Here is a 22,762-nt window from a genome sequence, read left to right as displayed (position 1 = left end):
CCCCGGCACGCCCATGGACCTTGTCATCGCCCGCCCCGAAGGCCTCTACTGCCCCGCCGGAGATTTCTACATTGACCCCTGGCGCCCGGTGGAACGCTCGGTCATCACCCACGCCCATGGCGACCATGCCCGCACCGGGAACCAGCACTACCTGGCCGCCGCCCCTGGCGAAGGCATCCTGCGTTCGCGGCTGGGACAGGACATCAACCTGCAGACCCTGGCCTACGGCGAACAATTGCTCCACCACGGCGTCACCCTGAGTTTTCACCCCGCCGGGCATGTATTGGGTTCGGCCCAGGTGCGCCTGGAATACAGGGGTGAAGTCTGGGTCGCGTCCGGCGACTACAAGGTCGAACCCGACGGCACCTGCGCGCCCTTCGAGCCGGTGCGCTGCCACACCTTTATCACCGAATCCACCTTTGGCCTGCCGATCTATCGCTGGCAGCCCCAGGCGCAGATTTTTGCCGGGATCAACGCCTGGTGGCAGGCGAATATCGCAGCCGGCAAAGCCAGCGTGTTGTTCTGTTACTCCTTCGGCAAGGCTCAGCGCATCCTGCATGGCATCGACGCCAGCATCGGCCCGATCCTCAGCCATGGCGCGGTCGAACCATTGAATCGGGTGTACCGCGAGGCCGGCATCTATATCCCTGAAACCCTATACGCCGGTGACTTCAAGAAAACCGACCCGCTGCTGCGCCAGGCCTTGATCATCGCGCCGCCTTCCGCCGGCGGGAGAAGTTGGATCAAGCGCTTCGGCGACTACAGCGACGCTTTCGCCAGCGGCTGGATGCGCCTGCGCGGCACCCGACGCAGGCGCGGCGTGGACCGGGGGTTTGTGCTATCGGACCACGCCGACTGGCCTGGCCTGCTGTGGGCCATCGAGCAAACCGGCGCCGAGCGGGTGATGGTCACTCACGGGTCTGTCGGCGTTCTGGTGCGCCATCTGCGGGAAAAAGGCCTGGATGCCCAGGGCTTCACGACTGAATACGGTGATGACGAAGAAGAGGCCAGCGCATGAAGGCCTTTGCCGAGTTGTACGCCAACCTAGACGCCACGACCTCCAGCAACGCCAAGCTTGCCGCGCTGCAAGCCTACTTCCAGGATGCCGCACCGGAGGATGCCGCCTGGGCGGTGTATTTCCTGTCCGGCGGGCGACCTCGGCAACTGGTGCCGACGCGCCTGTTGCGCGATATGGCCACCGAAGCGTCCGGCATCGAGCCGTGGTTGTTCGAAGAAAGCTACCAGTCGGTGGGCGACCTGGCGGAGACCATTTCCCTGCTGCTGCCGGAATCTACCTACACCTCGGAGGACGGCTTGGCAGTGTGGCTGGAGGAAAAACTCCTGCCCCTGCGTGGTCTGCCGCCATTGGAATTGGCCGAACGTCTACCGGCGTTATGGTCACAACTGGATCAGCCCAGCCTGATGGTGTGCATCAAGTTGATCACCGGCAGCTTTCGCGTTGGCGTGTCCAAACTGCTGGTCACCCGCGCACTCGCCGCGATGGCCGATCTGGACAGTAAGCGCGTGGCGCAACGGTTGGTGGGCTACACCGACTTATCCAACCGTCCTACGGCCCAAGGCTACCTCAAGTTGATCGCCGCCGAATCGCCCGACGAACATGCACAACGGGGCGGACAGCCTTATCCGTTTTTTCTCGCCCATGGTTTGTCACAACCGGTGGAGCAATTCCACGATTTGCTGGGCTCCCCCGCCGATTGGCAAGTGGAATGGAAGTGGGATGGCATCCGCGCGCAGCTGGTGAAACGCGAGGGCCGCCTGTGGATCTGGTCCCGTGGCGAAGAATTGGTAACCGAGCGTTTCCCAGAACTGCACAGCTTGGTGAGCGGCTTGCCCGATGGCACGGTGATCGACGGTGAAATCGTGGTATGGAAAGACACGGTGCAACCCTTCGCGCTGCTGCAACAGCGAATTGGCCGCAAGACCCTGAGCAAAAAAGTGCTGGAAGATGCTCCGGTTGCGGTACTGGCCTACGACCTGCTGGAACACCAGGGCGACGATTGGCGCAACCACACCCAGGCTGAGCGTCGCACGCAGCTTGAGCGGGTGATTGCCCAGTGCAATCAGCCCGTACTAGTGGCGTCTGCGCTGTTGACCGGCGCGACCTGGGAAGCGCTGGCCAAACAACGCGAAGCCTCCCGCAGCCTCGGCGTGGAAGGCATGATGCTCAAGGCGCGGGATGGCCTCTACGGCGTCGGCCGCACCAAGGACATGGGCGTGTGGTGGAAGTGGAAGGTCGACCCGTTCAGCGTCGACGCGGTGTTGATCTATGCCCAGCGCGGTCATGGTCGGCGCGCCAGCCTCTACAGCGACTACACCTTCGCCGTGTGGGACGGACCGCCCGGCAGCGAACGCACCCTGGTGCCGTTTGCCAAGGCCTACTCCGGCCTGACCGACGAAGAAATGCGCAAGGTTGACGCCATTGTGCGCAAGACCACGGTGGAAAAATTCGGCCCGGTCAGCAGCGTGACGCCGAGCATGGTGTTTGAACTGGGGTTCGAGGGCATTGCCCTGTCCAAGCGACACAAAAGTGGGATTGCGGTGCGGTTTCCGCGGATGTTGCGCTGGCGGCAGGACAAATCCGTGGAAGAGGCTGACAACCTTGCCACCCTGCAAAACCTTCTGACCTGATTGTTTGGCAACAAATACCAGCTCCCACATTCTTGAGGTGTGCCAGACCCAACTTGGTGCAGTGTTTTTTGTGCGCCCATTTTCGGGCATCTCCTACACTCACTTCTTCCTTGTCTCACCTTTTAAAACGCTCATTCGGAACTATGGTGCAGAAATTGCTACTTGTGATCCGTCTGACACCGTTCAGTAACAGTCCTAAACGCGCCACAAGCGCTTATCTTGGTTTCCAGGGATTACATAATGAAAAAAGCATTGCTGACCCTTTCTGCACTGGCCCTGTGCATGGCCGCCGGTTCCGCGCTGGCCAAGGAATACAAGGAATTGCGTTTTGGTGTCGATCCGTCCTACGCACCGTTCGAGTCCAAGGCCGCCGACGGCAGCCTGGTAGGCTTCGATATCGACCTGGGCAATGCGATCTGCGCCGAGCTGAAAGTGAAGTGCAAGTGGGTAGAAAGTGACTTCGACGGCATGATTCCAGGCCTGAAAGCCAACAAATTCGATGGCGTGATTTCGTCCATGACCGTGACCCCAGTGCGCGAGAAGGCCATCGACTTCTCCAGCGAACTGTTCTCCGGCCCTACTTCGTTGGTGTTCAAGAAAGGCGCAGGCTACTCGACGCCTGAGTCCCTCAAGGGCAAGTCTGTGGGCTACGAGCAAGGCACCATCCAGGAAGCCTATGCCAAGGCCGTACTGGATAAAGCCGGCGTGACCACCAAGGCCTACGCCAACCAGGACCAGGTGTATGCCGACCTGACCTCCGGCCGTCTCGACGCTTCTGTGCAGGACATGCTGCAAGCCGAGCTGGGCTTCCTGAAGTCGCCGGCCGGTGCCGGTTATGAAGTCAGCGCGGCGATTGACGACCCGCTGCTGCCGTCGAAAACCGCGATCGGTATCAAAAAAGGTAACACTGAACTGAAGGCGCTTTTGGATAAAGGTATCAAAGCGTTACACGATGATGGCACCTACGCCACCATTCAGAAGAAACACTTTGGCGATCTGAACCTGTACAGCGGCAAGTAATGCCTGGAGCGCCCCTCCCCTGGAGGGGCGCTTTTTTATCGCCATAGGTCCCGATTTATGTTCGAAGAACTGTTGCAAACCCTCGGCCTGAGCGCGCTCAGCCTGAAGGGTTTCGGCCCGCTGTTGCTGCAAGGCACCTGGATGACTATCAAGTTGTCGGTGCTGTCCCTGGCGGTCAGCGTGTTGCTGGGCCTGCTCGGCGCCAGCGCCAAACTGTCCAGCCTGCCCTTCCTGCGCATTCCCGCCCAGCTCTACACCACGCTGATCCGCGGTGTGCCCGACCTGGTGCTGATGCTGCTGATTTTCTACAGCCTGCAAACTTGGCTGACCGGCCTCACCGACTTCATGGAATGGGAATACATCGAGATCGACCCCTTCAGCGCCGGGGTGATCACGCTCGGGTTTATCTACGGTGCGTACTTCACCGAGACTTTCCGCGGCGCGATCCTCGCGGTGCCGCGTGGTCAGCTGGAAGCCGCCACGGCCTATGGGCTCAAGCGAGGCCAGCGGTTTCGCTACGTGACCTTCCCGCAGATGATGCGCTTTGCCCTGCCAGGTATCGGCAATAACTGGATGGTGATGCTCAAGGCCACGGCCCTGGTGTCGATCATCGGCCTGGCCGACCTGGTCAAGGCCGCCCAGGATGCCGGCAAGAGCACCTATCAGCTGTTTTACTTTTTGGTACTCGCGGCATTGATCTACCTGTTGATCACCAGCGCGTCCAACTTCGTCTTGCGCCGCCTTGAACGTCGCTACTCCGCTGGCGCCCGGGAGGCCGTGCGATGATCGAACTCTTGCAGGAATACTGGCGCCCCTTCCTTTATAGCGACGGCCAGCACATCACCGGCCTCGCCATGACGATGTGGTTGCTCACCACCGCCTTGGTCATTGGCTTCCTGGTGTCGATCCCGTTGTCCATCGCCCGCGTGTCGCGCAAGCGCCTGGTACGTTGGCCAGTGCAGTTCTACACCTACCTGTTCCGGGGCACGCCGCTCTACATCCAGCTGCTGATCTGCTACACCGGCATCTACAGCCTCGCCGCCGTGCGCGAACAGCCGTTGCTGGATGCGTTCTTCCGCGACGCGATAAACTGCACCATCCTGGCCTTCGCCCTCAACACCTGCGCCTACACCACGGAGATTTTCGCCGGGGCGATCCGCAGCATGGCCCATGGCGAGGTCGAAGCGGCCAAGGCCTACGGCTTGAGCGGGTGGAAGCTCTACGCCTACGTGATCATGCCGTCGGCGTTGCGTCGCTCGCTGCCGTACTACAGTAATGAAGTGATCCTGATGCTGCACTCGACCACGGTGGCCTTCACCGCGACGATTCCAGACATCCTCAAAGTGGCGCGGGATGCCAACTCGGCCACCTTCATGACCTTTCAATCCTTCGGTATCGCTGCGCTGATCTACCTGACCGTGACCTTTGCCCTGGTCGGTCTGTTCCGGTTGGCGGAGCGTCGCTGGCTGGCCTTCCTCGGGCCGAGCCATTAAGCCGTTTTTTATGTTCAGGAGCTTTCATGCGACATCAAGTCCATGAACTGATCGCGCCGGTGCCAGGAACGGCGCGGCAGATTCACAGTTTTCACTTCGGCCCGGATCAGGCCGCGGGCAAAATCTACATTCAGTCGTCACTGCATGCCGACGAGCTGCCAGGCATGCTGGTGGCTTGGCACCTCAAGGTGCGACTGGCTGAACTGGCGGCGGCCGGTCGCCTGCGCAGCGAGATTGTGCTGGTGCCCATTGCCAACCCCGCGGGCCTGGAACAGGTGCTGATGGATATTCCCCTGGGCCGCTACGAACTGGAAAGCGGACAGAACTTCAATCGTCTGTTTGTCGACCTCAGTGAAGCGGTGGGTAATCAAGTCGAGGACCTGCTTGGGGACGATCCCCAGCACAACGTCGAGTTGATCCGCGCGGCACTGTCTACCGCCCTCGCCGCACAAAGCGCTGAGACCCAATTGCACTCCCAGCGCCTGGTCTTGCAACGCCTGGCGTGCAATGCCGATATGGTGCTGGACCTGCATTGCGACTTCGAAGCCGTGGCGCACTTGTACACCACGCCCGAAGCCTGGCCGCAGGTGGAGCCGTTGGCGCGTTACATCGGTTCGCAGGCCAATCTGCTGGCGACCGACTCCGGCGGGCAGTCCTTCGATGAGTGTTTCACCCTGGTGTGGTGGCAGTTGCAGCAACGCTTCGGTGAGCGCTTCCCGATCCCCATGGGCAGTTTTTCGGTCACCGTGGAACTGCGTGGCCAAGGTGACGTCAACCACGGCCTGGCCGCCCTCGACTGCCAGGCGATCATCGATTACCTGATCCACTTCGGCGCCATCGCCGGTGACGTTGCACCGCTGCCCGACCTGCCTTACCCGGCCACACCGCTGGCGGGTGTTGAACCCGTGGCAACGCCTGTGGGCGGCCTGCTGGTATTTTGCGCCCTGCCGGGTGAATACCTGGAAGCCGGACAACTGATCGCTGAAATCATCGACCCCCTTTCCGACCGCGTAACGCCCGTGCATTGCCGCAATGCCGGCCTGCTCTACGCCCGTTCGCTGCGCCGCATGGCCACTGCCGGGATGGTCATCGCCCATGTCGCAGGCACCGAGGCCTACCGCAGCGGCTATCTACTTTCGCCTTGAGGATGCACGCCCCATGTACAAATTGACCGTTGAAGGCCTGCATAAAAGCTATGGCGACAATGAGGTGCTCAAAGGTGTTTCGCTCAAGGCCAAGACCGGTGACGTGATCAGCCTGATCGGCGCCAGCGGCTCGGGCAAGAGCACCTTTTTGCGCTGCATCAACTTCCTGGAAACCCCCAACGACGGCGCCATGACCCTCGACGGCCAGCCGATCCGCATGGTCAGCGACAGACACGGCATGCGCGTGGCTGATGACGCCGAATTACAGCGCCTGCGTACGCGCCTGGCCATGGTGTTCCAGCACTTCAACCTGTGGAGCCATATGAGCGTGCTGGAGAACATCACCATGGCCCCGCGCCGGGTGCTGGGGTGCAGCAAGAAGGACGCCGAAGACCGCGCGCGTCGTTACTTGGACAAGGTGGGCCTGCCCGCACGCGTGGCTGATCAATACCCGGCGTTCCTCTCCGGCGGCCAGCAACAGCGCGTCGCCATCGCCCGCGCCTTGGCCATGGAACCGGAAGTGATGCTGTTCGACGAGCCCACCTCAGCCCTCGACCCGGAGTTGGTGGGTGAAGTGTTGAAGGTGATCCAGGGGTTGGCCGAGGAAGGCCGCACCATGATCATGGTCACTCACGAAATGAGCTTTGCACGCAAAGTGTCCAGCCAGGTGTTGTTCCTGCACCAGGGGCTGGTGGAAGAGCAAGGTCCGCCGGAAGAGGTGCTGGGCAATCCGAAGAGCGAGCGCTTGCAGCAGTTCTTGAGTGGCAATTTGAAGTAAACCTTTGGTCGCTCTGGAGGGTCTGTGGAATAGGCCTTCCAGAGTGTCAGCCGCCCCATGGCAAAAGCCACCGATTTCGCCAAACGCTGGTTTGCCGCCAAAGGCTGGAAGCCGTTTGCCTTTCAGAAAGAGGTATGGGCGGCGGTCAAGAGCGGTCAATCGGGGTTACTGCACGCCAGCACCGGTGCGGGTAAAACCTATGCGCTGTGGTTCGCCGCCCTCAATCGCTTCGCCATCGCTCGCCCGCCTGTTACCGCTAAACGCAAACCGCCCGCTGAGCCGCTGACGGTGTTGTGGATCACGCCCATGCGTGCGCTGGCCGCCGACACCGCCCGCGCCCTTGAAGCCCCGCTTGAGACGTTACAGATTCCCTGGAGTGTCGGCCTGCGCACTGGCGACACCAGCAGCAGCGAGCGCGCACGCCAGACCCGGCGCCAGCCCACCGTACTGGTCACCACCCCGGAAAGCCTGACGCTGATGCTCGCCCGCGCCGACAGCGAAGTGAGCCTTGCGCACCTGCGCATGGTGGTGGTGGATGAATGGCATGAGCTGATTGGCAATAAACGCGGTGTGCAATTGCAATTGGCACTGGCGCGACTGCGGCGCTGGCACCCTGATTTGATGGTATGGGGGATTTCGGCGACCTTGGGTAATCAAGCTCACGCGCTGGAAGTCTTGGTCCCACAAGGTGACGGGATCAATGTGCAGGGGCAAACGGCTAAACAGTTGATCATCGATACGTTGTTGCCACCCGTGACTGAACGCTTTCCGTGGGCCGGGCATATCGGTTTGAAGATGTTGCCTCAGGTAGTGGCTGAAGTGGACGCCAGCAGCAGTTGCCTGGTGTTTACCAATACACGGGCGCAGTCGGAGATCTGGTTTCAGGCGTTGCTGGACGCACGCCCCGATTGGGCCGGGGTGATTGCGCTGCACCATGGCTCGCTGTCCCGAGAGACCCGTGACTGGGTGGAGCGGGCCTTGAAAGACGGCCAGCTCAAGGCAGTGGTGTGCACCTCGAGCCTGGACCTGGGGGTGGACTTCCTGCCGGTGGAACGCGTGCTGCAGATCGGCTCGGCCAAAGGCGTGGCGCGTTTGATGCAACGCGCCGGTCGCTCGGGGCATGCACCAGGACGGCCGTCGCGGGTGACGCTGGTGCCGACCCACAGCCTGGAGCTGGTGGAAGCTGCCGCCGCTCAAGATGCGATTGCGCAACGGCGTATCGAAGCACGGGAATCGCCTTACAAGCCTTTGGATGTGCTCGTACAGCACTTGGTCAGCATGGCATTGGGCGGCGGCTACAAGCCCGACGACTTACTGGTGGAAGTGCGGGGTGCCAGGGCCTACCACGACCTGACGGATGAAGACTGGGCGTGGGCCCTGGGTTTTGTGCGTCATGGTGGGCTGTCGTTGACCGCCTATCCGGATTACCGCCGCGTGGAACCAGACGAGCACGGCATCTGGCGTGTCCCGGATGCCCGGCTGGCACGGCGTCACCGAATGAGCGTAGGCACGATCGTCAGTGATGCGAGCATCCATCTGAAATTCTGGAGCAAAGGCGGAGGTGGCAAGAACCTGGGCAGTGTCGAGGAAGGGTTTATTGCGCGGCTGAAGCCGGGAGATGGCTTCCTGTTCGCCGGCCGCCTGCTTGAGCTGGTGAGGGTAGAAAACATGACGGCCTATGTGCGCCGCAGCAACGCGAAAAAAGCTGCCGTGCCACGCTGGAATGGCGGGCGCATGCCGCTTTCCAACGAGCTGGCGCAAGCGGTTGTAGAGCGCTTTGATGCAGCGGCTCAGGGGCACTTCGAGGGGCCGGAGATGCAGGCGGTACGCCCTTTGTTGCAGACGCAGGTGCGCTGGTCCGGCTTGCCGACGCGCGAACACCTGCTGGCGGAAGCGCTGAAATCACGGGAAGGCTGGCACCTGTTTCTCTATCCCTTTGCCGGACGCCAGGTGCATTTGGGGCTGGCGAGCCTGTTGGCGTGGCGTGTGAGCCAGGGGCAGGCCGTCACCTTCTCGATTGCAGTCAATGATTATGGACTGGAGCTGTTGAGTGCCACTGAAGTGAATTGGCCGGCATTGCTGAATGAAGCACTACTGAGCCCTGAACATTTGCTGGAAGACGTGGTAGCCAGCCTGAATGCCGGGGAACTGGCCCTGCGTCGTTTTCGCGAGATCGCACGGATCGCCGGGCTGGTGTTTGCCGGGTATCCGGGCGCCCCCAAAAGTACCCGGCAGGTGCAGGCGTCCAGTGGGTTGTTCTTTGAGGTGTTCAAGCAATATGACCCGCAGAACCTGTTGCTGACCCAGGCCGGCGAAGAAGTCCTGCGCGATGAGCTGGACATTCGTCGACTGGAACAAACGTTACGTCATCTTTGCGCGCTGAAACTGGAGTTGCATCGGATCCAGCGGCCCACGCCCCTGGCCTTCCCATTGCTGGTTGAACGGATGCGCGAAAGCATGAGTTCGGAAAAACTCTCGGAGCGCATCGCACGGATGGTCAAGGACCTGGAAAAAGTCGCGGACAACGGGAAACGCTGATGCTGTGCACGGTGGAGCTAGAGGGTGAGGAGCTGTGGCTGCTGGCGGACAAGGCTGTCTACTGGCCAGCGCGCCAATGCCTGATGATCGCCGATGCACATTTCGGTAAGGCCTCGGCGTATCGCAGCCTGGGACAACCGGTGCCGCAAGGGACCACCACGGAAAACCTGCAGCGCCTGGATCGGTTGCTCTCGGCGCTGCCCTGCACGCAGGTGATCTTTCTTGGCGACTTCCTGCACGGCCCGGGCTCGCACGCCAGCGGCACGCTGGGCGCATTGAGAAGCTGGCGAGCCCTCAATCCTGACCTGCCCATGACCTTGATTCGCGGCAATCACGATAAACGCGCAGGCGACCCGCCCGAGGACCTGAACATAAACGTGGTCACAGAGCCGCTGCTGATAGGCCCTTTTGCCCTGCAGCACGAACCTGACGCCCATCCCAGCCACCACGTGCTGGCGGGGCATGTGCATCCGGTGTATCGATTACGTGGCAAGGGTCGGCAGAGCTTACGTTTGCCGTGTTTTGTGATCGGCGTCCGAGTCAGCCTGCTGCCGGCGTTCGGCGCATTTACCGGCGGGCATGGGGTGGAACAGGACAATGACCGCCAAATCTATGTGATTGGCGATCATGACGTCTGGCCAGTGGGCTAGGGATCAGGCAACCGGTGCGGGTGGTGGCTCGTCCGGCAATGTCGGCTCACCAGGTTCGGTAGGTTGTGGGTAATCCGGCTCGGGTTGGCCGGGGATGCCGCCCGCATAAGCAGGATCGGCCATCAGGGACCAGGCCAGAACGCCAATCTGATTGGGTTCAAGCCGGGCAAGTTCTGCGCTGATTCGCGGGTCGATCTTCATAAGGTACTCCTCAAGCGTGGCTCGGCGCGTTTTACACGTGCCGAGGCAGTACACCTAGATAGAGTCACTTTATGCAGACTAATTCCCTTTGCGCGTAGGAGCTTTCGATCAAGCGCGTGGGAGGGTGACGCCGCGCTGGCCCTGATACTTGCCCGCACGGTCTTTGTAGGACACTTCACAGGCTTCATCGGACTGCAGGAACAGCATCTGTGCCACGCCTTCGTTGGCGTAGATTTTCGCCGGCAGCGTGGTGGTGTTGGAGAATTCCAGGGTCACGTGGCCCTCCCACTCGGGTTCAAGCGGAGTCACGTTGACGATGATGCCGCAACGCGCATAAGTGCTTTTACCCAGGCAGATGGTCAGCACGTCGCGGGGAATACGGAAGAATTCCACGGTGCGCGCCAGGGCGAAGGAGTTCGGCGGAATGATGCACACGTCGCTCTTGACGTCGACGAAGCTCTTTTCGTCGAAGTTCTTTGGATCGACAATCGCTGAATTGATGTTGGTGAACACCTTGAACTCATCGGCGCAGCGCACATCGTAGCCGTAGCTGGAAACGCCGTAGGAAATCACCGGTGCATCGCCTTGGCCGCGGATCTGGCGCTCGACGAACGGTTCGATCATGCCGTGTTCCTGCGCCATGCGGCGAATCCACTTGTCCGATTTGATGCTCATGGCGTGTGTCCTGAATAGCGAGGTGGAAAAATTCTGTGGGGCATCTTACCGGGGCCGGCGTTGGGGTTCAAAGGCCGCGGGCCTTTTCTTGACGAATGCGCCGCCTGCCATAAGCCGCAGCTAGCGGGGCCGGGATATGTATGGGCATGCCAGTGAGCAGAAATACCACCGCCAGTCACGAATTTGGAGAAACCTTCGGAAATATCATTGGCACGTCCCGGAAAAAGGGTTAAGGTGGCGCCACTGTGCTGCTTGTGTCACTGAGAATCTCTACACGATATGTTGAATTTCGATCCAACCATCTCCAAGAATTTTTCCTGCTCTTTGCACTCAGTCTCGGCCAGGGCTTTTCCTGAGTCGCAGTTAACTTTGTCCAAGGAGATACACCATGTCTAATCGCCAAACTGGTACCGTTAAGTGGTTCAACGATGAAAAAGGCTTCGGCTTCATCACTCCACAATCCGGTGACGACCTGTTCGTTCACTTCAAAGCTATCCAATCCGACGGCTTCAAAAGCCTGAAAGAAGGCCAACAGGTTTCTTTCATCGCTACCCGCGGTCAGAAAGGCATGCAAGCTGAAGAAGTTCAAGTTATCTAACTTGTACTGACTTAGTCGAAAAGACCCCGCCCTTAAAAGCGGGGTTTTTTTATGCCTGTCATTCGGTGCTGCTTGCGATGTAATGGCCGAGCACAAAAAAATGTGGGAGCGGGCTTGCTCGCGAATGCGGTGCGTCAGTTACAGATGTACTGACTGATCCATCGCCTTCGCGAGCAAGCCCGCTCCCACATTGGGTCCTGCGTCGCTTATTGAAACAACGACTCACTCGACAAGCCATTCTTCTCGAGGATCTCACGCAGACGCTTGAGCCCCTCCACCTGGATCTGCCGCACCCGCTCACGGGTCAGGCCGATCTCCAGGCCTACGTCTTCCAGGGTGCTGCTCTCATGGCCGCGCAGGCCGAAGCGGCGAATCACCACCTCACGCTGCTTGTCCGTGAGTTCCGACAGCCACTGGTCAATGCTTTGGGAAAGATCATCGTCCTGCAACAGCTCGCAAGGATCGGTAGGACGATCATCCGTCAGGGTGTCCAGCAGGGTTTTATCCGAATCCGGACCCAGCGAGACATCGACCGAAGACACCCGCTCATTGAGACCCAGCATGCGCTTGACCTCCCCTACCGGTTTTTCCAGCAGGTTGGCGATTTCTTCGGGCGAAGGTTCATGATCGAGTTTTTGGGTAAGCTCACGTGCCGCCCGCAGGTAGACGTTGAGCTCCTTGACCACATGGATCGGCAACCGGATCGTGCGGGTCTGATTCATGATCGCCCGTTCGATGGTCTGGCGAATCCACCAGGTGGCATAGGTTGAAAAGCGGAAGCCCCGCTCAGGGTCGAACTTCTCCACCGCCCGGATCAAGCCCAGGTTGCCTTCCTCGATCAAGTCCAACAGGGACAGCCCACGATTGACATAGCGTCGGGCGATTTTCACCACCAGGCGCAGGTTGCTTTCAATCATGCGCTTGCGCCCAGCCGGATCGCCCTTTTGCGACAAGCGCGCAAAATGGACTTCTTCTTCGGGGGTAAGCAGAGGGGAAAAACCGATTTCATTGAGGTACAGCTGGGTCGCATCGAGCGCCCGCGTGTAGTCAATGTACTTGTGTTGCTTTAATGCGGTGGCGTTCTTGGATTTGGTGCGAACTGAAGGTACAGCTGGTCCCTCATTCGACATCGATTCCGTATCGATACCGGCCTCCATAAGGAGAACCTCATCGTCGATGTCAAACTCCGGCGCTTCTTTACTGAGAGCCATTGTTATAGTCCTTTGGTGAGTTCGACCTCAAGCTCAAGCGGCGCCTTTATCCTTGGCAACGCTGGAGCCTGTTCCTTCTACGTGAGGGAACAGGCTGTGCAACACATCAACGACGGGGTAGGAATTGCAGAGGATCTACAGGCTTCCCTTGGCGGCGAATCTCAAAGTGCAGTTTCACCCGGTCTGTACCAGTTGACCCCATTTCAGCAATTGTCTGTCCGACCTTGACCTGCTGCCCCTCCCGAACCAACAGCCTACGGTTGTGGCCGTAAGCACTGACGTAGGTATCACTGTGTTTGATGATGACCAGCTCGCCGTAGCCCCGTAAACCACTCCCGGCGTACACCACTGTCCCATCAGACGCAGCTAAAACAGGCTGTCCCAAATCCCCGGCGATATCAATGCCTTTATTCAAACTACCGTTTGAAGAGAATTTTCCAATCAACACGCCGTTCGAGGGCCATCCCCAACCGGTCGGCGCAGGCCCGGCAGGCGGCAACGGCGCGGGTGCCGGCTTGGCCGCAGACGCCGGTTTGGCGGTACCTGCAGGCCTTGTGATAATGGTGGTTTTGCTCGAAGACGACGGCGAAGATCCGGTGTTTGTCACAACTGTCGTAGGGGTTGAACCGGTGCGGCCGTCGAAGCGAATCGTCTGACCAGGATGTATCGTGTAGGGCACGGGAATATTGTTACGAGCTGCAAGCGCCTTGTAATCCCAGCCATAACGGAAGGCGATCGAGAACATCGTATCGCCCTTGCGCACCACGTATTGCCCGGTGGTCACCGTCGGCTTTTGCGGTACCGCATTGTTACGGTCAACCACTCGTGCGCCGCTGCTTGGCGAGCTGGAGCACCCGACCAACACGGAACTGAAGACGAGGCCAAGCACCAGTCGATGAAAGCTTGTTTTACTCATACGCTGCGCAAGACCTGTGAGACTCACCCGCCGCTCCCTTTGTGGTGGCTGAATATGAACGCCTGTATCAGGCTTGAAATATGACGCAAGTATAACTGGGCATTGGCTTTTTACCGGCATACGACTGAAACGAAACATTCATCGTGTTTAATGCCGGCGCCCGATCATGTTGACTCGATAGACCCCGCCGTAAGACACATCCACGCCAACAGAATTCACTGCCTGCGAACAAATGATCAGGCCAGCGGGCCATTGAGCAGCGGCACGAAGCGCACGGCGCCCAGTACGTGCCGGGAAAAGCCTTCTTCCTCACGGATAATGAGCATCAATTGTTGCACTTCACCGGAGCCCACCGGGATGACCAGACGCCCACCCGGAGCGAGTTGATCGAGCAACGCCTGGGGCACATCGGTGGCCACGGCGGTCACGATGATGCCGTTGTACGGCGCCAGCGCCGGCCAGCCTTCCCAGCCATCACCCCAGCGGAACACCACGTTGCGCAGGTTCAACTCCACCAGACGCTCCTTGGCACGGTCTTGCAGCACCTTGATGCGCTCGACCGAGAACACCCGCTCCACCAGTTGTGCCAGCACGGCGGTCTGATAGCCGGAGCCGGTGCCGATTTCCAGCACCTTGTCCAATGGACCCGCCGCCAGCAATAGCTCGCTCATGCGCGCCACCATGTAAGGCTGGGAGATGGTCTGGTTGTGGCCGATGGGCAGCGCCGTGTCTTCGTAGGCACGATGAGCCAGGGCTTCATCGACAAACAGGTGCCGAGGCGTGCGCCGGATCACTTCCAGCACCTGGGCGTTGGACAAGCCCTCTTCGTAAAGGCGCTGGATCAAGCGTTCGCGGGTACGCTGGGAGGTCATCCCGATACCCCGACGCAGCAAGTCGTCTTGTTCACGGCCCATCAGCGCAGCCCCTCCAGCCAGCCATCGAGACCACTGAAGGCATCGCTGAAGGTGCGATCGAACTGCAACGGAGTAATCGACACATAGCCTTGCATCACTGCATGAAAGTCCGTGCCTTCCCCGCCATCTTCGGCATCTCCCGCTGCAGCAATCCAATAACCTTCCTTGCCACGCGGGTCGACCACCTTCAACGGCGCCGCCGCACGGGCACGATGGCCCAGGCGTGTCAGCTGGATGCCGCGGATATGGTCGAGGGGCAAGTTGGGGATATTGACGTTGAGCACGGTGCGCGGAGGCAGGTTCAGGGAGCCATGGGCTTGCACCAGCTTGCGCGCAAAATACGCAGCAGTCGGCAAATTATCCAGTTGGCGCGAAGCAAACGAAAAGGCGAACGCCGTACGCCCCAGGAAACGGCCTTCGAGAGCCGCCGCCACGGTGCCGGAATACAGCACGTCATCGCCCAGGTTGGCACCGAGGTTGATACCCGACACCACCAGGTCCGGCTCCTGATCCAGCAGGCTGTTGATCGCCAGGTGGACGCAGTCGGTGGGGGTGCCGTTCACGCTGATAAAGCCATTGGCCAGGACGTGCGGGTGCAACGGACGGTCGAGCGTCAGCGAACTGCTGGCGCCGCTCTTGTCCTGGTCGGGGGCAACCACCACGCACTCGGCGTAATCTTCCAGCGCAGCATAGAGCGCGGCAAGACCGGGTGCGGTGGCACCGTCATCGTTTGATATCAGAATACGCATGGGTTGTCCGTCTGCCCCACCGGCACCAGATCCACAAGCTCGCGCACCAAGACAGTGGCGAAGCATCCGGCCGGCAGGACGAATTCCAATTGCAGAATGTCCAGCGAGGGATAATGCCACGTCAAACCGCCAATGGGCAGTCGCAGAATGCGACGTTCCTGGCTCATACCGGCATTCACCAGCCAATCGCGCAGGTCGGCTTCACCGGCGGCAACGGCCTGTTCAAGCTCAAAGGTTGCACCACTGGCCGGCGAATCGCCCTCACCCCACTGTGGCCCGGTCGGGTGCAGGTCCAGGATCGCCAGGCGTGGGTCGCTGCATTCGGCCTCCCCCGCCGGGAAAAAACTGCGGCTGTCGGTAAAGGCGAGCAAATCGCCGACCTGGGCACGCTGCCAAGATCCATCGGCCACACGCGCCGCCAACACTTTGTTGAACAGGAAGCTGCGCGCCGTGGAGAGCAAACGCGAACGCACGTTGCGCTGCTCCGGCAACGCCCTGCGCGCGGCCCACTCACGGGCGTCCACCACGTTGCCGCCGTTGTGGCCAAAACGCTGGGCGCCGAAATAGTTGGGAATGCCGTGCTGTGCAATCAGTTGCAACCGCGCGTCGATGGCTGCGGTATCACCGGCCAACTGGGTCAGGCGCAAGGTGAAACCATTGGCTGAGTGTGCACCGCGCTGCAGCTTGCGCTTGTGGCGGGCGGTCTTGAGGATCTTGAGCGTGTCATTCTCCGCCGCGCTCATGTCCGGATCGGCCTTGCCGGGCAGCTGCACGCTGAACCATTGGCGAGTCAACGCCTGGCGGTCCTTGAGCCCGGCATAGCTGACGGTGCGCAACGGCACGCCAGCCGCCTTGGCAATCCGCCGCGCAGCTTCCTCGGTGTTGAGCCCGCGCTTCTCCACCCACAACCACAGGTGTTCACCCTCGCCGGTCAGCGGGATATCCAGCACCTCGTCGACCTGGAAGTCTTCGGCCGTTGCCTTCAGCACCGCACGGCCCAAGGCCTCGCCATAGGCCCGTGGACCCAATAGTTGCAAGTCATTCATGCGCGCAGCAACAAGGCGACGGAGTGCACGGCGATGCCCTCTTCACGACCGGTGAAGCCGAGCTTTTCGGTGGTGGTGGCTTTCACGTTCACTTGATCCAGTTCAATGTGCAGGTCGGCGGCAATCAGCGCGCGCATCGACTCGATATGGGGGGCCATCTTCGGCGCCTGGGCCACGATGGTGTTGTCGACGTTGCCGACCTTCCAGCCTTTGGCGTGGATCAGGCCGACCACATGACGCAGCAGTACGCGGCTATCCGCGCCCTTGAAGGTAGGGTCAGTGTCCGGAAAGTGCTTGCCGATATCGCCCAACGCCGCGGCACCGAGCAAGGCATCGCTCAAGGCGTGCAACACAACGTCGCCGTCGGAATGAGCCAGCAAACCCTGGTGGTGTGCAATGCGCACACCGCCCAGGGTGATGAAATCGCCTTCAGCGAAACGGTGCACATCGTAGCCGTGGCCAATACGCATAAAAAAACGCCCCGATTTAATTCAGGGCGTGATTCTACCTACTTTTGCCTCACATTAACCGAGCAAAGCGCGGCCATGGTGTCGCAAATGGTCTTCGATGAAGCTGGCGATAAAGAAGTAGCTGTGGTCATAGCCAGGTTGCAGGCGCAGCTCCAGCGGATGGTTGGCCGCCTTGGCCGCTTGCTGCAGGGCTTCAGGCTTGAGTTGCACGGCGAGAAAATCGTCGCGATCGCCCTGGTCCACCAGCAGCGGCAGCTTTTCCGAGGCTTCGCTGATCAGCACGCAGGCGTCCCACTCACGCCACTTCGAACGCTCTTCGCCCAAATAACGCGAGAAGGCTTTCTGACCCCACGGGCAATCCATCGGGTTGTTGATCGGCGAAAAGGCCGACACCGACAGGTAACGTCCTGGGTTGCGCAATGCGCACACCAGCGCCCCGTGGCCGCCCATGGAGTGGCCGCTGATGCCGCGTTTGTCCGAAGCCGGAAAATGCGCTTCAACCAATGCAGGCAATTCCTGCACCACGTAGTCATGCATCCGATAGTGCTTGGCCCACGGCTCCTGCGTGGCATTCAGATAGAAGCCGGCACCGAGGCCGAAATCCCAAGCATTATCCGGATCGCCCGGCACACCCGGCCCACGCGGGCTGGTGTCCGGCGCAACGATGATCAACCCCAGTTCGGCAGCCATGCGCTGGGCGCCGGCCTTCTGCATGAAGTTCTCATCGGTGCAGGTGAGACCGGACAGCCAGTACAGCACCGGCAACTTGCTGCCCTGCTCCGCTTGCGGCGGCAGGTAGACGGCGAACGTCATGTCGCAACCGAGCACATCGGAATGATGCTTGTAGCGTTTGTGCCAGCCGCCGAAGCTTTTCTGGCACGACAGGTTTTCCAGACTCATGGCCGACCTCAGAAGTGGATGACGGTACGAATGCTCTTGCCTTCATGCATCAGGTCAAACGCTTTGTTGATGTCTTCCAGGCCCATGGTGTGGGTGATGAAGGTGTCCAGCGGGATCTCGCCGGTCTGGGCCATTTCCACGTAGCTCGGCAGTTCGCTGCGGCCGCGCACGCCGCCGAATGCCGAACCGCGCCAGACGCGACCGGTCACCAGCTGGAAGGGACGGGTGGCGATTTCCTGGCCTGCACCGGCCACGCCAATGATCACCGACTCGCCCCAGCCTTTATGGCAGCACTCAAGGGCGGCGCGCATCAGTTGCACGTTGCCGATGCATTCGAAGGAGAAGTCCACGCCGCCGTCGGTGAGGTCGACGATCACGTCCTGGATTGGGCGATCGTAGTCTTTCGGGTTGATGCAGTCGGTGGCGCCCAGTTGCTTGGCGATTTCGAACTTGGCTGGGTTGATGTCGATAGCAATGATGCGGCCAGCCTTGGCCTTGACCGCGCCGATCACCGCCGACAGGCCGATGCCGCCAAGGCCGAAGATCGCCACGGTGTCGCCCGGCTTGACCTTGGCGGTGTTGATCACCGCGCCGATACCGGTGGTGACGCCGCAGCCGAGCAGGCAGACTTTTTCCAGCGGCGCTTCTTTAGGAATCTTGGCCACGGAAATTTCCGGCAGCACGGTGTACTCGGAGAAGGTCGAGGTGCCCATGTAGTGGAAAATTGGCTGGCCTTTGTAGGAAAAACGCGTGGTGCCGTCCGGCATCAGGCCTTTGCCCTGCGTGGAGCGAATGGCCTGGCACAGGTTGGTCTTGCCCGACAGGCAGAATTTGCACTTGCCACATTCCGGGGTGTACAGCGGGATCACGTGATCGCCCACGGCCACCGACGTTACGCCCTCGCCAATCGCTTCAACCACCGCACCGCCTTCATGGCCGAGGATCGATGGGAAGATGCCTTCCGGGTCGGCGCCCGACAGGGTATACGCGTCGGTATGGCACACGCCGGAAGCGACCACGCGCAACAGCACTTCGCCAGCCTTGGGCATGGCGACATCCACTTCGACGATCTCAAGGGGCTTTTTGGCTTCGAAGGCTACGGCGGCGCGGGACTTGATCATCCGGGTTTCTCCAGGGAGTTGAAAACTGAGAAGGTGAGTGTAAAACATGGCTGACTGATGAATAATCCAGACAAAAGCAAAACTTTATTGCTGTACAGGGACAATCGACGTGCTTGAGAACCGCTGGGAAGGTATCGATGAGTTTGTCGCCGTGGCCGAATGCAGCCAATTCACGGCCGCGGCAGAGCGACTGGGAGTGTCGTCGTCTCACATCAGCCGGCAGGTGGCGCGCCTGGAAGAACGCCTGCAAACACGTTTGCTGTACCGCAGTACGCGCAAGGTGACCCTGACTGAAGCGGGCCAGACCTTCCTGCAACATTGCCAGCGCCTGCAGGACGGTCGCGAAGAAGCCTTGCGCGCGGTCGGCGACCTCACCAGCGAACCCAAGGGCATGTTGCGCATGACCTGCGCCGTGGCTTACGGCGAGCGCTTTATCGTGCCGCTGGTCACGCGGTTCATGGGGCTCTATCCGCAGTTGCGGGTGGATATCGAGCTGAGCAACCGCCAGCTGGACCTGGTACACGAGGGCCTCGACCTGGCGATCCGCCTGGGGCGTCTACAGGATTCGCGCATGGTCGCCAGCCGCCTCGCACCTCGGCGCATGTACTTGTGTGCATCACCGTCCTACCTCGCTCGGTACGGTCGGCCGCATAGCTTGTCGGAATTGAGCCGGCATAACTGCCTGATCGGCAGCTCGGATATCTGGCAACTGGCCCAGGACGGGCGGGAATTTTCCCAGCGCGTGCAGGGAAACTGGCGCTGCAACAGTGGGCAGGCTGTGTTGGATGCGGCGTTGCAGGGCGTGGGATTGTGCCAACTGCCGGACTATTACGTGCTGGAGCATCTGCACAGTGGCGCGTTGGTGTCGTTGCTGGAGGCGCATCAGCCGCCGAATACGGCGGTATGGGCGTTGTATCCGCAGCAGCGGCATTTGTCGCCGAAAGTTCGCAAGCTGGTGGATTTTTTGAAGGTAGGGTTGGCTGAAAAGCCGGAGTACAGCAGTTGATTACTCAGTGTTTGCACTGGCCTCTTCGCGAGCAAGCCCGCTCCCACACTTGGCCGCGTTTCCCCAGTGGTAACACGGTCAGAAGTGGGAGCGGGCTTGCTCGCGAAGGGGTCGACTCGATGTCACTGACTACCGCCGGTTCGCCCACCGCAACCGTAACCACTCCAAATCCTCCGGCCGGGTCACCTTGATATTGTCCGAGCGCCCTTCAATCAGGCGCGGAGCCTGGCCGGACCATTCCATGGCCGAAGCTTCATCGGTAATCACGGCATCGGCCACCAGGCTGTCAGCCAAAGCACGATGCAAAGCACCCAGGCGGAACATCTGCGGTGTATAAGCCTGCCAGATCAGGCTGCGATCGACGGTCTCGACCACACGACCGTGCTTGTCGACGCGCTTGAGCGTGTCGCGGGCCGGCACGGCCAGCAAGCCGCCCACCGGGTCATCCGCCAGATCAAACAGAAGTTTGTCGAGGTCTTCACGACTCAAATTGGGGCGCGCAGCATCGTGCACCAACACCCAATCGTCATCGCTGGCACCTAGGGCATTGAGCTGCAGCAACGCATTGAGCACAGACCCCGAACGCTCGTCGCCTCCGTCCGCACGCACAATGCGTGGGTCGTTGGCGCAAGGCAGGTTTGGCCAATAAGGATCATCTACAGCAATACTGACCACCAACCCTTTAAGGTCTGGATGATCAAGAAAGCAGCCAAGGCTGTGTTCGAGAATAGTGCGCCCGCCCAACTGCAAATATTGCTTGGGACGGTCCGCGGCCATACGGGCACCGACGCCCGCGGCAGGAATCACGGCCCAGAAGGCCGGCAAACTGCGATTCATTGGGCCAACTGGTAGAGGGTTTCGCCCTCCTTGACCATGCCCAGTTCATGACGGGCCCGCTCTTCAACGGTCTCCGTACCTTTTTTCAGCTCAAGCACTTCGGCATCGAGGACGCGGTTGCGCTCCAGCAAGATCTCGTTTTCGGCGTGCTGTGCAGCAATTTGCTCGGTCAGGTCTTTTACCTGCGCAAAGCTGCCATTACCCACCCATAGGCGGTACTGCAGGCCAGCCAGCAACAAGAGCAAGACGAGGAACAACCAATTGGGACTGCGCATCGAATATCGGGTATCCAGTGAAAAAAGACAGCCATTCAAAACTTTTGAAACAACTGATAGCACGAAGCCTGGAAGAACCAGGCTTGTGCTTGATAGCCATCAGATTAGCGTCGAAATACACACTGTCGTGAGTTTTCCGACGCAATCCGCCGACTTTTTAGCATGTTTTACCATCAAGTAGCGATCAGCCGCGAAACTCGCCGCGACCGTTGTACTTGGCCTTGCCTGCCAGTTGCTCTTCGATACGCAGCAATTGGTTGTACTTGGAAACACGGTCGGAACGGCACAGGGAACCGGTCTTGATCTGGCCCGCCGAGGTGCCCACGGCCAGGTCGGCAATGGTCGAATCTTCGGTTTCGCCGGAGCGGTGGGAGATCACGGCAGTGTAGCCCGCAGCCTTGGCCATCTGGATCGCTTCCAGGGTTTCGGTCAGGGTGCCGATCTGGTTGAACTTGATCAGGATCGAGTTGGCGATCTTTTTATCGATGCCTTCTTTCAGGATCTTGGTGTTGGTCACGAACAGGTCGTCGCCCACCAGTTGGATTTTCTCGCCGATCTTGTCGGTGAGGATTTTCCAGCCGTCCCAGTCGGACTCGTCCAGGCCGTCCTCGATCGAGATGATCGGGTAGCGCTGGGTCAGGCCCTTCAGGTATTCCGCAAAACCTTCGGAGTTGAACACCTGGCCTTCGCCGGACAGGTTGTATTTACCGTCCTCGTAGAATTCGCTGGCCGCGCAGTCCAGGGCCAGGGTCACGTCGGTGCCCAGCTTGTAGCCAGCGTTGGCCACGGCTTCGGAGATCACTTTCAGTGCATCTTCGTTGGACGCCAGGTTCGGTGCGAAACCACCTTCGTCACCCACGGCAGTGCTCAGGCCACGGGCCTTCAGTACGGCTTTGAGGTGATGGAAAATCTCGGTGCCCATGCGCAGGCCTTCGGAGAAGGACTTGGCACCCACCGGCTGCACCATGAATTCCTGGATGTCGACGTTGTTATCGGCGTGCTCGCCACCGTTGATGATGTTCATCATCGGCACCGGCATCGAGTACACACCCGGAGTACCGTTCAGGTTGGCAATGTGCGCGTACAGCGGCAGGTCCTGGTCCTGGGCAGCGGCCTTGGCAGCGGCCAGGGACACAGCGAGGATAGCGTTGGCGCCCAGGCTGCCTTTGTTTTCGGTGCCGTCGAGCTTGATCATCGCGTGGTCCAGGGCTTTCTGGTCCAGCGGGTCCTTGCCCAGCAGAAGGTCACGGATCGGGCCATTGATGTTGGCTACCGCCTTGAGTACACCCTTGCCCAGGTAACGGCTCTTGTCGCCATCACGCAGTTCCAGCGCTTCGCGCGAACCGGTAGAAGCACCGGACGGCGCGCAGGCGCTGCCGATGATGCCGTTATCGAGAAGCACGTCGGCTTCGACGGTGGGGTTGCCACGGGAGTCGAGAACTTCACGACCTTTGATGTCGACGATTTTTGCCATTGTTGTAAACACTCCAAAGTTGACGAAAACGACGCAGCTGAAGGGAATCTTTTGACCGACCGCAAGGGTGGAACAACGGGGCAGGCTTGCAGGCGA

24 protein-coding genes are annotated in these 22,762 nt (G+C 60.2%); 11 read left to right on the top strand and 13 right to left on the bottom strand.

The window, feature by feature from the left end; genetic code table 11:
• Positions 1 to 13 precede the first annotated feature (13 nt).
• From BMZ57_RS09090 to pdeM, 9 genes are all read left to right on the top strand, one after another.
• Positions 14 to 1,018 carry a ligase-associated DNA damage response exonuclease gene (locus tag BMZ57_RS09090; RefSeq protein WP_069672339.1) on the top strand — a complete coding sequence of 335 codons (1,005 nt, stop codon included), beginning with the start codon at positions 14 to 16 and terminating at the stop codon, positions 1,016 to 1,018.
• Positions 1,015 to 2,649, top strand: coding sequence for an ATP-dependent DNA ligase (locus BMZ57_RS09085; protein ID WP_010212409.1), 1,635 nt, complete (start codon positions 1,015 to 1,017; stop codon positions 2,647 to 2,649). Before BMZ57_RS09090 ends, BMZ57_RS09085 begins: the two co-directional genes overlap by 4 nt.
• A 240-nt stretch (positions 2,650 to 2,889) precedes the next feature.
• Complete coding sequence (locus BMZ57_RS09080; RefSeq protein WP_021492416.1) at positions 2,890 to 3,669, top strand: transporter substrate-binding domain-containing protein; 780 nt, start codon at positions 2,890 to 2,892, stop codon at positions 3,667 to 3,669.
• Between the two features lie 57 nt (positions 3,670 to 3,726).
• A complete protein-coding gene (locus BMZ57_RS09075) occupies positions 3,727 to 4,455 on the top strand; it encodes an ABC transporter permease (protein ID WP_010212412.1) in 729 nt (242 codons plus the stop codon).
• Positions 4,452 to 5,162, top strand: coding sequence for an ABC transporter permease (locus BMZ57_RS09070; protein ID WP_069672340.1), 711 nt, complete (start codon positions 4,452 to 4,454; stop codon positions 5,160 to 5,162). Before BMZ57_RS09075 ends, BMZ57_RS09070 begins: the two co-directional genes overlap by 4 nt.
• Positions 5,163 to 5,188: 26 nt before the next feature.
• Positions 5,189 to 6,307 (top strand): succinylglutamate desuccinylase/aspartoacylase family protein, encoded by a 1,119-nt coding sequence (locus tag BMZ57_RS09065; RefSeq protein ID WP_021492417.1) that lies wholly within the window; start codon positions 5,189 to 5,191, stop codon positions 6,305 to 6,307.
• A gap of 13 nt (positions 6,308 to 6,320) precedes the next feature.
• A complete protein-coding gene (locus tag BMZ57_RS09060) occupies positions 6,321 to 7,085 on the top strand; it encodes an ABC transporter ATP-binding protein (protein WP_010212416.1) in 765 nt (254 codons plus the stop codon).
• A gap of 57 nt (positions 7,086 to 7,142) precedes the next feature.
• On the top strand, positions 7,143 to 9,623 hold the full coding sequence (locus BMZ57_RS09055; protein ID WP_069672341.1) for a ligase-associated DNA damage response DEXH box helicase: 2,481 nt from the start codon (positions 7,143 to 7,145) through the stop codon (positions 9,621 to 9,623).
• Positions 9,623 to 10,273 carry a ligase-associated DNA damage response endonuclease PdeM gene (gene pdeM, locus BMZ57_RS09050; protein ID WP_010212418.1) on the top strand — a complete coding sequence of 217 codons (651 nt, stop codon included), beginning with the start codon at positions 9,623 to 9,625 and terminating at the stop codon, positions 10,271 to 10,273. The genes BMZ57_RS09055 and pdeM overlap by 1 nt, the downstream gene beginning before the upstream one ends.
• Before the next feature lie 3 nt (positions 10,274 to 10,276).
• On the opposite strand, the gene BMZ57_RS09045 is transcribed toward pdeM, so the two are convergent.
• Together BMZ57_RS09045 and dcd are read right to left on the bottom strand one after the other, a co-directional pair.
• Positions 10,277 to 10,474: a hypothetical protein gene (locus BMZ57_RS09045; protein ID WP_010212420.1), complete on the bottom strand. Its 198-nt coding sequence runs from the start codon at positions 10,472 to 10,474 to the stop codon at positions 10,277 to 10,279.
• A gap of 108 nt (positions 10,475 to 10,582) precedes the next feature.
• On the bottom strand, positions 10,583 to 11,149 hold the full coding sequence (gene dcd, locus BMZ57_RS09040; RefSeq protein ID WP_010212421.1) for a dCTP deaminase: 567 nt from the start codon (positions 11,147 to 11,149) through the stop codon (positions 10,583 to 10,585).
• A gap of 388 nt (positions 11,150 to 11,537) precedes the next feature.
• On the opposite strand from dcd, the gene BMZ57_RS09035 reads away from it, so the two are divergent.
• Complete coding sequence (locus BMZ57_RS09035) at positions 11,538 to 11,747, top strand: cold-shock protein (protein ID WP_002554837.1); 210 nt, start codon at positions 11,538 to 11,540, stop codon at positions 11,745 to 11,747.
• A 206-nt stretch (positions 11,748 to 11,953) separates the two neighbouring features.
• Here BMZ57_RS09035 and rpoS read toward each other — a convergent pair whose 3' ends face one another.
• The 8 genes from rpoS to BMZ57_RS08995 form a co-directional block, all read right to left on the bottom strand.
• Positions 11,954 to 12,958 (bottom strand): RNA polymerase sigma factor RpoS, encoded by a 1,005-nt coding sequence (gene rpoS / locus BMZ57_RS09030; RefSeq protein ID WP_042570670.1) that lies wholly within the window; start codon positions 12,956 to 12,958, stop codon positions 11,954 to 11,956.
• 106 nt (positions 12,959 to 13,064) lie between these two features.
• Positions 13,065 to 13,901, bottom strand: coding sequence for a peptidoglycan DD-metalloendopeptidase family protein (locus BMZ57_RS09025; RefSeq protein ID WP_021492420.1), 837 nt, complete (start codon positions 13,899 to 13,901; stop codon positions 13,065 to 13,067).
• A 209-nt stretch (positions 13,902 to 14,110) separates the two neighbouring features.
• Entirely contained in the window at positions 14,111 to 14,746 is a 636-nt protein-coding gene (locus BMZ57_RS09020; protein ID WP_010212427.1) for a protein-L-isoaspartate(D-aspartate) O-methyltransferase, read from the bottom strand.
• Between the two features lie 41 nt (positions 14,747 to 14,787).
• Positions 14,788 to 15,537: a 5'/3'-nucleotidase SurE gene (surE, locus tag BMZ57_RS09015; protein WP_021492421.1), complete on the bottom strand. Its 750-nt coding sequence runs from the start codon at positions 15,535 to 15,537 to the stop codon at positions 14,788 to 14,790.
• On the bottom strand, positions 15,525 to 16,583 hold the full coding sequence (gene truD, locus BMZ57_RS09010) for a tRNA pseudouridine(13) synthase TruD (RefSeq protein ID WP_044286730.1): 1,059 nt from the start codon (positions 16,581 to 16,583) through the stop codon (positions 15,525 to 15,527). Before truD ends, surE begins: the two co-directional genes overlap by 13 nt.
• Positions 16,580 to 17,053: a 2-C-methyl-D-erythritol 2,4-cyclodiphosphate synthase gene (gene ispF, locus BMZ57_RS09005; RefSeq protein ID WP_010212431.1), complete on the bottom strand. Its 474-nt coding sequence runs from the start codon at positions 17,051 to 17,053 to the stop codon at positions 16,580 to 16,582. The genes truD and ispF overlap by 4 nt, the downstream gene beginning before the upstream one ends.
• A 54-nt stretch (positions 17,054 to 17,107) precedes the next feature.
• Positions 17,108 to 17,953, bottom strand: a complete 846-nt coding sequence (gene fghA, locus BMZ57_RS09000) for an S-formylglutathione hydrolase (RefSeq protein ID WP_010212433.1) — start codon at positions 17,951 to 17,953, stop codon at positions 17,108 to 17,110.
• Positions 17,954 to 17,961: 8 nt separating this feature from the next.
• Positions 17,962 to 19,074 carry an S-(hydroxymethyl)glutathione dehydrogenase/class III alcohol dehydrogenase gene (locus tag BMZ57_RS08995; RefSeq protein WP_010212435.1) on the bottom strand — a complete coding sequence of 371 codons (1,113 nt, stop codon included), beginning with the start codon at positions 19,072 to 19,074 and terminating at the stop codon, positions 17,962 to 17,964.
• A gap of 109 nt (positions 19,075 to 19,183) precedes the next feature.
• On the opposite strand from BMZ57_RS08995, the gene BMZ57_RS08990 reads away from it, so the two are divergent.
• Complete coding sequence (locus tag BMZ57_RS08990; RefSeq protein WP_069672342.1) at positions 19,184 to 20,080, top strand: LysR substrate-binding domain-containing protein; 897 nt, start codon at positions 19,184 to 19,186, stop codon at positions 20,078 to 20,080.
• 129 nt (positions 20,081 to 20,209) lie between these two features.
• Here the strand turns inward: BMZ57_RS08990 and ispD are convergent, their stop codons facing one another.
• The 3 genes from ispD to eno form a co-directional block, all read right to left on the bottom strand.
• Positions 20,210 to 20,917, bottom strand: a complete 708-nt coding sequence (gene ispD, locus BMZ57_RS08985) for a 2-C-methyl-D-erythritol 4-phosphate cytidylyltransferase (RefSeq protein WP_047541367.1) — start codon at positions 20,915 to 20,917, stop codon at positions 20,210 to 20,212.
• A complete protein-coding gene (ftsB, locus tag BMZ57_RS08980) occupies positions 20,914 to 21,192 on the bottom strand; it encodes a cell division protein FtsB (protein WP_003231201.1) in 279 nt (92 codons plus the stop codon). The genes ispD and ftsB overlap by 4 nt, the downstream gene beginning before the upstream one ends.
• 184 nt (positions 21,193 to 21,376) lie before the next feature.
• Positions 21,377 to 22,666, bottom strand: coding sequence for a phosphopyruvate hydratase (eno, locus tag BMZ57_RS08975; protein ID WP_003189193.1), 1,290 nt, complete (start codon positions 22,664 to 22,666; stop codon positions 21,377 to 21,379).
• Positions 22,667 to 22,762 lie beyond the last annotated feature (96 nt).

Origin of the sequence: Pseudomonas simiae, from assembly GCF_900111895.1 — a bacterium.
In the GTDB taxonomy this organism is placed as follows: domain Bacteria; phylum Pseudomonadota; class Gammaproteobacteria; order Pseudomonadales; family Pseudomonadaceae; genus Aquipseudomonas; species Aquipseudomonas simiae.
Note: the sequence above shows the minus strand (reverse complement) of the source record. Positions and strands in the feature narration are given on the sequence as shown.

What these genes read in the sequence shown, in the direction of transcription:
- dcd (WP_010212421.1), bottom strand. Translation starts at nt 11,149, where the DNA reads ATGAGCATCAAATCGGACAAGTGGATTCGCCGCATGGCGCAGGAACAC.
- BMZ57_RS09020 (WP_010212427.1), bottom strand. Translation starts at nt 14,746, where the DNA reads ATGACCTCCCAGCGTACCCGCGAACGCTTGATCCAGCGCCTTTACGAA.
- BMZ57_RS09090 (WP_069672339.1), top strand. Translation starts at nt 14, where the DNA reads ATGGACCTTGTCATCGCCCGCCCCGAAGGCCTCTACTGCCCCGCCGGA.
- eno (WP_003189193.1), bottom strand. Translation starts at nt 22,666, where the DNA reads ATGGCAAAAATCGTCGACATCAAAGGTCGTGAAGTTCTCGACTCCCGT.
- BMZ57_RS09080 (WP_021492416.1), top strand. Translation starts at nt 2,890, where the DNA reads ATGAAAAAAGCATTGCTGACCCTTTCTGCACTGGCCCTGTGCATGGCC.
- ispF (WP_010212431.1), bottom strand. Translation starts at nt 17,053, where the DNA reads ATGCGTATTGGCCACGGCTACGATGTGCACCGTTTCGCTGAAGGCGAT.
- BMZ57_RS08995 (WP_010212435.1), bottom strand. Translation starts at nt 19,074, where the DNA reads ATGATCAAGTCCCGCGCCGCCGTAGCCTTCGAAGCCAAAAAGCCCCTT.
- BMZ57_RS09055 (WP_069672341.1), top strand. Translation starts at nt 7,143, where the DNA reads ATGGCAAAAGCCACCGATTTCGCCAAACGCTGGTTTGCCGCCAAAGGC.
- ispD (WP_047541367.1), bottom strand. Translation starts at nt 20,917, where the DNA reads ATGAATCGCAGTTTGCCGGCCTTCTGGGCCGTGATTCCTGCCGCGGGC.
- BMZ57_RS09035 (WP_002554837.1), top strand. Translation starts at nt 11,538, where the DNA reads ATGTCTAATCGCCAAACTGGTACCGTTAAGTGGTTCAACGATGAAAAA.
- BMZ57_RS09060 (WP_010212416.1), top strand. Translation starts at nt 6,321, where the DNA reads ATGTACAAATTGACCGTTGAAGGCCTGCATAAAAGCTATGGCGACAAT.
- BMZ57_RS09045 (WP_010212420.1), bottom strand. Translation starts at nt 10,474, where the DNA reads ATGAAGATCGACCCGCGAATCAGCGCAGAACTTGCCCGGCTTGAACCC.
- pdeM (WP_010212418.1), top strand. Translation starts at nt 9,623, where the DNA reads ATGCTGTGCACGGTGGAGCTAGAGGGTGAGGAGCTGTGGCTGCTGGCG.
- fghA (WP_010212433.1), bottom strand. Translation starts at nt 17,953, where the DNA reads ATGAGTCTGGAAAACCTGTCGTGCCAGAAAAGCTTCGGCGGCTGGCAC.
- truD (WP_044286730.1), bottom strand. Translation starts at nt 16,583, where the DNA reads ATGAATGACTTGCAACTATTGGGTCCACGGGCCTATGGCGAGGCCTTG.
- BMZ57_RS09070 (WP_069672340.1), top strand. Translation starts at nt 4,452, where the DNA reads ATGATCGAACTCTTGCAGGAATACTGGCGCCCCTTCCTTTATAGCGAC.
- BMZ57_RS09085 (WP_010212409.1), top strand. Translation starts at nt 1,015, where the DNA reads ATGAAGGCCTTTGCCGAGTTGTACGCCAACCTAGACGCCACGACCTCC.
- rpoS (WP_042570670.1), bottom strand. Translation starts at nt 12,958, where the DNA reads ATGGCTCTCAGTAAAGAAGCGCCGGAGTTTGACATCGACGATGAGGTT.
- ftsB (WP_003231201.1), bottom strand. Translation starts at nt 21,192, where the DNA reads ATGCGCAGTCCCAATTGGTTGTTCCTCGTCTTGCTCTTGTTGCTGGCT.
- BMZ57_RS09075 (WP_010212412.1), top strand. Translation starts at nt 3,727, where the DNA reads ATGTTCGAAGAACTGTTGCAAACCCTCGGCCTGAGCGCGCTCAGCCTG.
- BMZ57_RS09065 (WP_021492417.1), top strand. Translation starts at nt 5,189, where the DNA reads ATGCGACATCAAGTCCATGAACTGATCGCGCCGGTGCCAGGAACGGCG.
- surE (WP_021492421.1), bottom strand. Translation starts at nt 15,537, where the DNA reads ATGCGTATTCTGATATCAAACGATGACGGTGCCACCGCACCCGGTCTT.